Annotated in this window: 1 protein-coding gene, 2 tRNA genes and 3 rRNA genes; all 6 read right to left on the reverse strand. The window is 45.3% G+C overall.

Features of this window, described 5'->3' with window-relative positions; translation table 11 throughout:
• Positions 1-15 precede the first annotated feature (15 nt).
• Complete coding sequence (locus tag HCG69_RS09175) at positions 16-1,161, reverse strand: HAMP domain-containing sensor histidine kinase (protein WP_221649799.1); 1,146 nt, start codon at positions 1,159-1,161, stop codon at positions 16-18.
• Between the two features lie 282 nt (positions 1,162-1,443).
• Positions 1,444-1,554, reverse strand: a 5S ribosomal RNA gene (gene rrf / locus HCG69_RS09180).
• Between the two features lie 79 nt (positions 1,555-1,633).
• Positions 1,634-4,519 (reverse strand): 23S ribosomal RNA (locus HCG69_RS09185).
• Between the two features lie 173 nt (positions 4,520-4,692).
• Positions 4,693-4,766, reverse strand: a tRNA-Ala gene (locus HCG69_RS09190).
• 68 nt (positions 4,767-4,834) lie between these two features.
• A tRNA-Ile gene (locus HCG69_RS09195) sits at positions 4,835-4,908 on the reverse strand.
• A gap of 153 nt (positions 4,909-5,061) precedes the next feature.
• Positions 5,062-6,585 (reverse strand): 16S ribosomal RNA (locus HCG69_RS09200).
• The 16S, 23S and 5S rRNA genes sit together here with 2 tRNA genes alongside, the layout of an rRNA operon.
• Positions 6,586-7,083 lie beyond the last annotated feature (498 nt).

Below are 7,083 nucleotides of genomic sequence, written 5' to 3' on the forward strand. Positions count from 1 at the left end.
ATCATCAGTAAATATTCACTTTTTAAGTTCTATTCTAAATACTGTACCTTTATTTAATTCCGATTGTTTCACAAAAATACGTCCGGAATGATACTCCTCGACGATTCTGCGAGCCAATGACAAGCCAAGCCCCCATCCTCTTTTTTTAGTTGTATAGCCCGGTGTAAAGACTGTTTGATGCTTACTTTTTATAATTCCTTTTCCCGTATCCTCCACATCAATGTACCAGCGATTTGAAGAGTTCGTGACTGAGATGGTAATTCTTCCTACACCATCCATAGCATCTATCGCATTTTTACACAAATTTTCTATTACCCAGCCAAATAAAGAAGCGTTCAAAGGAAGAGTTACTGAGGTTTCTGGCAAGTGAGTAACAATTTTCACTTTATCTGAGGTACGGCGTGCCATATATTCGGTCACCTCTTTTAATAGTATCCGCAAATCAACTTCCTCCATTTCTGGTGCGGAACCAATTTTAGAGAAGCGATTAGCAATCATCTGTAAACGGGCTACATCTTCGGCCATACAGGGAATAAGACCATCCGAAGGGTATTCACTCTTTAGTAACTCCGTCCAGGCCATAAGAGAAGAAATAGGAGTTCCCAGCTGGTGAGCCGTCTCCTTAGAAAGGCCAACCCAAACTTTATTCTGCTCAGCCTTTTTAGAACTAAGTAAAGCAAAAATAGCTACCAATACGAATATCAGAACAACTCCCAACTGCACATAAGGATAAACAGAAAGGCGAGTCAACATCAAGGAATCTTCATAGTAAACATCTATATAATCACTCCCTGGAGACAAATTAATACGGATCACACTTCCATATTGCTTCAAATGTTCCAACCGTTTATATAAGAAAGAAACAGAGTCATTGGAAGCAACGTCTATATTACGATAGGTTTGGATATCTCCTACCTCGCCTGCTACAATTACAGGAATTGTATTATTAGCATTTAATACCTTCAACACCAGATTAAGGTCTGTCTTTTCATCAGCTGTATTAAAAGCGCGCATGGCCTCCGCCCAAACCTCCATCCTAAGCCTTTCTTCCATTGAAAGATCTCTAACCAGCTGATGAGAAATGTACAAAGAAGCCACGGCTATAACTACAGCAGAAACAACCAATACAACCTTTATACGTCGAATATCAATAAATTGCATATAAATATAGATTTACTAATATATAACGTCCTATCGCTCTTTATATTGTGCTTCCCGCACGGGTAGTTTTCTCCAGGCGGTGTTTACTTTGGTTCACCACAGAGTGGCACAGAGTTTCACAGGGGACACAGATGACACAAAGCGATTTACATTCGTATTTTTGCGAAAATCTGCGCTAATACGCGTTTCAATAAAGATTAAAACTCTCTGGTAAAACAAAAAAAAATCCCCCTGCATCCACCACAACCACTCAATCGGTCGTAAGATACAAGGGGATTCAAAAAACGGCGACTACCTACTCTCCCACTGTTACGCAGTACCATCGGCGTGATCAGGCTTAACTTCTCTGTTCGGAATGGGAAGAGGTGGAACCCTGATGCTATAGTCACCTAAAGAAGGTAGACATGTGTACAAAAAGTAATTCAGTCAGATACGAACTAAACGTATATATAAACCATACAGACAGGCAAGAAAAAAAAAGTCAACGGGCAATTAGTAAGGCTCGGCTATGATATTACTACCTTTACACCTGCCTCCTATCAACGTCATCGTCTTTGACGACCCTAAGAAATCTAATCTTGTGGCTGGCTTCGTACTTAGATGCTTTCAGCACTTATCCAATCCCGACTTAGATACCCAGCAATGCACCTGGCGGCACAACTGGTAAACCAGCGGTCAGTCCAACACGGTCCTCTCGTACTAGTGTCAGAGCCACGCAAATTTCATACGCCCACGATAGATAGAGACCGAACTGTCTCACGACGTTCTGAACCCAGCTCGCGTGCCACTTTAATGGGCGAACAGCCCAACCCTTGGGACCTTCTCCAGCCCCAGGATGTGACGAGCCGACATCGAGGTGCCAAACCCCTCCGTCGATATGAGCTCTTGGGAGGGATCAGCCTGTTATCCCCGGAGTACCTTTTATCCTTTGAGCGATGTCCCTTCCATACGGAAACACCGGATCACTATGCTCTAGTTTCCTACCTGATCGACTTGTTAGTCTCCCAGTCAAGCGCCCTTATGCCATTACACTCTGCCGCCGGTTACCAATCGGCGTGAGGGCACCTTTAGAAGCCTCCGTTACACTTTTGGAGGCGACCACCCCAGTCAAACTACCCACCAAACAGTGTCCTCGCAACTGCGAGTTAGAACTCAAATAATCAAAGGGCCGTATTTCAACAGCGACTCCACAAACACTGGCGTGCCTGCTTCAAAGTCTCCGGCCTATCCTACACATCAATTACCCAAATTCAATGTTAAGCTATAGTAAAGGTTCACGGGGTCTTTTCGTCCCATCGCGGGTAATCGGCATCTTCACCGATACTACAATTTCACTGAGCTCACGGTTGAGACAGTGTCCAGATCATTACACCATTCGTGCAGGTCGGAACTTACCCGACAAGGAATTTCGCTACCTTAGGACCGTTATAGTTACGGCCGCCGTTTACTGGGGCTTCAATTCAATGCTTCTCTTGCGATGACATCTCCTCTTAACCTTCCAGCACCGGGCAGGTGTCAGGCTGTATACGTAATCTTTCAATTTTGCACAGCCCTGTGTTTTTGTTAAACAGTTGCCTGGACCTATTCTCTGCGCCCCGCCATCACTGACGGGGACCCTTTATCCCGAAGTTACAGGGTCAATTTGCCTAGTTCCTTAACCGTGATTCACTCAAGCGCCTTAGTATATTCAACCCGACTACGTGTGTCCGTTTACGGTACGGGTACCTTTAAGATTAAGTTTAGCGGATTTTCTTGGGAGTATGTTTACACGCACTATTGGATTGTTCAGAAGAACGCTCCATACTATCAGGTTCGACTCTTGCGGTGGATTTGCCTGCCACAATCAACATCTACACCCTTCAACGAACTATTCCGTCAGTTCGCGGCGCTGTCACGCCTCCGTCTCCACGTCACTCTTAAAGGTAGTACAGGAATATTAACCTGTTCTGCCATCGGCATCACCGTTCGGCTGAGCCTTAGGACCCGACTAACCCTGATCCGATTAGCGTTGATCAGGAAACCTTAGTCTTTCGGCGAGGGGGTTTCTCACCCCCTTTATCGTTACTTATACCTACATTTGCTTTTCCACACGCTCCAGCATACCTGACGGTACACCTTCAACGCAGAGTGGAATGCTCCCCTACCGATCATTACTGATCCCATAGCTTCGGTAAAACACTTAATGCCCGATTATTATCCACGCCAAACTCCTCGACTAGTGAGCTGTTACGCACTCTTTAAATGAATGGCTGCTTCCAAGCCAACATCCTAGCTGTCTTAGCAATCTGACTTCGTTAGTTCAACTTAGTGTTTATTTGGGGACCTTAGCTGATGGTCTGGATTCTTCTCCTCTCGGACATGGACCTTAGCACCCATGCCCTCACTCCTGTGATAGAACTAATGCGCATTCGGAGTTTATCAAGACTTGATAGGCGGTGAAGCCCTCGCATCTTATCAGTCGCTCTACCTCACATTAGTAACTCACAAGGCTGCACCTAAATGCATTTCGGGGAGTACGAGCTATCTCCAAGTTTGATTAGCCTTTCACCCCCACCCTCAGGTCATCCGGAAGCTTTTCAACGCTTATCGGTTCGGTCCTCCAGTTAGTGTTACCTAACCTTCAACCTGCCCAAGGGTAGATCACTTGGTTTCGCGTCTACTCCTTCCGACTATGGCGCCCTGTTCAGACTCGCTTTCGCTTCGGCTGCACGTCTTGAGACGCTTAACCTTGCCGGAAAAAGTAACTCGTAGGTTCATTATGCAAAAGGCACGCCGTCACAGCTAAAGCTGCTCCGACCGCTTGTAGGCGCACGGTTTCAGGGACTATTTCACTCTTCTATTCGAAGTGCTTTTCACCTTTCCTTCACAGTACTGGTTCGCTATCGGTCTCTCGGGAGTATTTAGCCTTACCGGATGGTCCCGGCAGATTCACGCAGAATTCCTCGTGCTCCGCGCTACTCAGGATACCACTAGGGTTCAGATGGCTTCGTGTACCGGGTTATCACCGTCTATGACTGAACTTTCCAGATCATTCCACTCACCAACTTTCGTCCCACAACGTGGTCCTACAACCCCAATTATGCCGTAACATAATTGGTTTGGGCTATTCCCCGTTCGCTCGCCACTACTAGGGGAATCATTATTTATTTTCTTTTCCTGCAGGTACTAAGATGTTTCAGTTCCCTGCGTTAGCCTACTGCATTGCAGTATAATCGGTCTTCAACCAATTGGGTTGTCCCATTCGGAAATCCACGGATCAAAGGTCATTTGCACCTACCCGTAGCTTATCGCAGCTTATCACGTCCTTCATCGCCTCCGAGAGCCAAGGCATCCGCCATGCGCCCTTTCTTACTTTCTTTCTCTTGCCTTATACTGTCAAAACAACAGCGTACGGTTCGATATATACTTTTAGCTCTTTACTAAATTTACTTTTTTTATGTACAACATGTCAAAGATCGTGGGATCTACGATTGGAAGATTTACAATTTACAATTTACAATTGAAATTAAAAACCAAAAATCAAGATCGGAGTGGAGAATAACGGATTCGAACCGTTGACCCTCTGCGTGCAAGGCAGATGCTCTAGCCAGCTGAGCTAATCCCCCGAAGTAGTGCTTAGTGTTTAACGCTTAGTGATTAATCACTCATCACTTATCACTAAAAAACTAAATCGTAGTCCCAGGCAGAGTTGAACTGCCGACCTCTACATTATCAGTGTAGCGCTCTAACCAACTGAGCTATAGGACTAGTTCAAACTGAGCCTATTATTAGACCCGGCTTCTGTTTTCTCTTGTTTATCTCTATCTATACTTCTATAGATGGTTGATCTATATTCTATAAATAAACAAGTACCAGTAGTACTATTAGAACCATAAAGTCATGATTACGGCATCACTCCAGAAAGGAGGTGTTCCAGCCGCACCTTCCGGTACGGCTACCTTGTTACGACTTAGCCCCAGTCACCAGTTTTACCCTAGGACGCTCCTTGCGGTTACGTACTTCAGGTACCCCCGGCTCCCATGGCTTGACGGGCGGTGTGTACAAGGCCCGGGAACGTATTCACCGCGCCGTGGCTGATGCGCGATTACTAGCGAATCCAGCTTCACGAAGTCGGGTTGCAGACTTCGATCCGAACTGAGAGAGGCTTTTGGGATTAGCATCACGTCGCCGTGTAGCTGCCTTCTGTACCCCCCATTGTAACACGTGTGTAGCCCCGGACGTAAGGGCCGTGCTGATTTGACGTCATCCCCACCTTCCTCACATCTTACGACGGCAGTCTCTCTAGAGTCCTCAGCATAACCTGTTAGTAACTAAAGATAAGGGTTGCGCTCGTTATGGCACTTAAGCCGACACCTCACGGCACGAGCTGACGACAACCATGCAGCACCTTCACATTTGCCTTGCGGCTAATCTGTTTCCAAATTATTCAAATGCAATTTAAGCCCGGGTAAGGTTCCTCGCGTATCATCGAATTAAACCACATGTTCCTCCGCTTGTGCGGGCCCCCGTCAATTCCTTTGAGTTTCACCGTTGCCGGCGTACTCCCCAGGTGGAATACTTAATGCTTTCGCTTGGCCGCTTGCTGTATATCGCAAACAGCGAGTATTCATCGTTTACTGTGTGGACTACCAGGGTATCTAATCCTGTTTGATACCCACACTTTCGAGCCTCAGTGTCAGTTACCAGTCCAGTGAGCTGCCTTCGCAATCGGAGTTCTTCGTGATATCTAAGCATTTCACCGCTACACCACGAATTCCGCCCACCTCTACTGTACTCAAGACACACAGTATCAACTGCAATTTTACGGTTGAGCCGCAAACTTTCACAACTGACTTACATGTCCACCTACGCTCCCTTTAAACCCAATAAATCCGGATAACGCTCGGATCCTCCGTATTACCGCGGCTGCTGGCACGGAGTTAGCCGATCCTTATTCATAAGGTACATACAAAAAGCCACACGTGGCTCACTTTATTCCCATATAAAAGAAGTTTACAACCCATAGGGCAGTCATCCTTCACGCTACTTGGCTGGTTCAGGCTCTCGCCCATTGACCAATATTCCTCACTGCTGCCTCCCGTAGGAGTTTGGACCGTGTCTCAGTTCCAATGTGGGGGACCTTCCTCTCAGAACCCCTATCCATCGAAGGTTTGGTGGGCCGTTACCCCGCCAACTGCCTAATGGAACGCATCCCCATCTTTTACCGAAATTCTTTAATAATAATCCCATGCGGAAATATTATGCCATCGGGTATTAATCTTTCTTTCGAAAGCCTATCCCCGAGTAAAAGGCAGGTTGGATACGTGTTACTCACCCGTGCGCCGGTCGCCAGCAATGTATTGCTACATCCTGATGCCCCTCGACTTGCATGTGTTAAGCCTGTAGCTAGCGTTCATCCTGAGCCAGGATCAAACTCTTCATTGTAAAAGTTATTTTGATTTACTATCAGACAATTGACAATTTACGATTGAAACAGTCAAAAGGCAATAGTAAAGTCGTTGCTCTGTTCAGGATACCGTTATTTATTGACCTTATTTCAAATACCTATATATAAGTATTGACGGTTCTAATTTCTCAAAACATTTTAGTGTTTTGGACTTGTACTACTTGTATTGTTTATCAATTTTTCAAAGAACGCTTCGTTTTTTAAAATCGCTTCGTTTCAAAAGCGGGTGCAAAGGTAAAGGACTTTTTTATAACTACCAAATGTTTTGGAAAGTTTTTTTTTAGTTTTTTTTCCGAGGATTCTCTAACAGCTCTCTTGCGAAAGGAGAAAAAACCTACAAAGAAAAAAACGCCTTTTCATTTGCGAATCGGACTGCAAAGATAAGAACTTTTAAACTTTAAAACCAAATCTTTTCAGAAGTTTTTTTGTTTATTCATTATCCGGTAATCCGCGCTTTCAATATGTCAATCTTAAAA

The organism is Bacteroides sp. K03, from assembly GCF_019734355.1.
GTDB lineage: Bacteria > Bacteroidota > Bacteroidia > Bacteroidales > Bacteroidaceae > Bacteroides > Bacteroides nordii.

Excerpts from the sequence above, each read along its gene's own strand:
- HCG69_RS09175 (WP_221649799.1), bottom strand. The coding sequence starts at position 1,161 with ATGCAATTTATTGATATTCGACGTATAAAGGTTGTATTGGTTGTTTCT.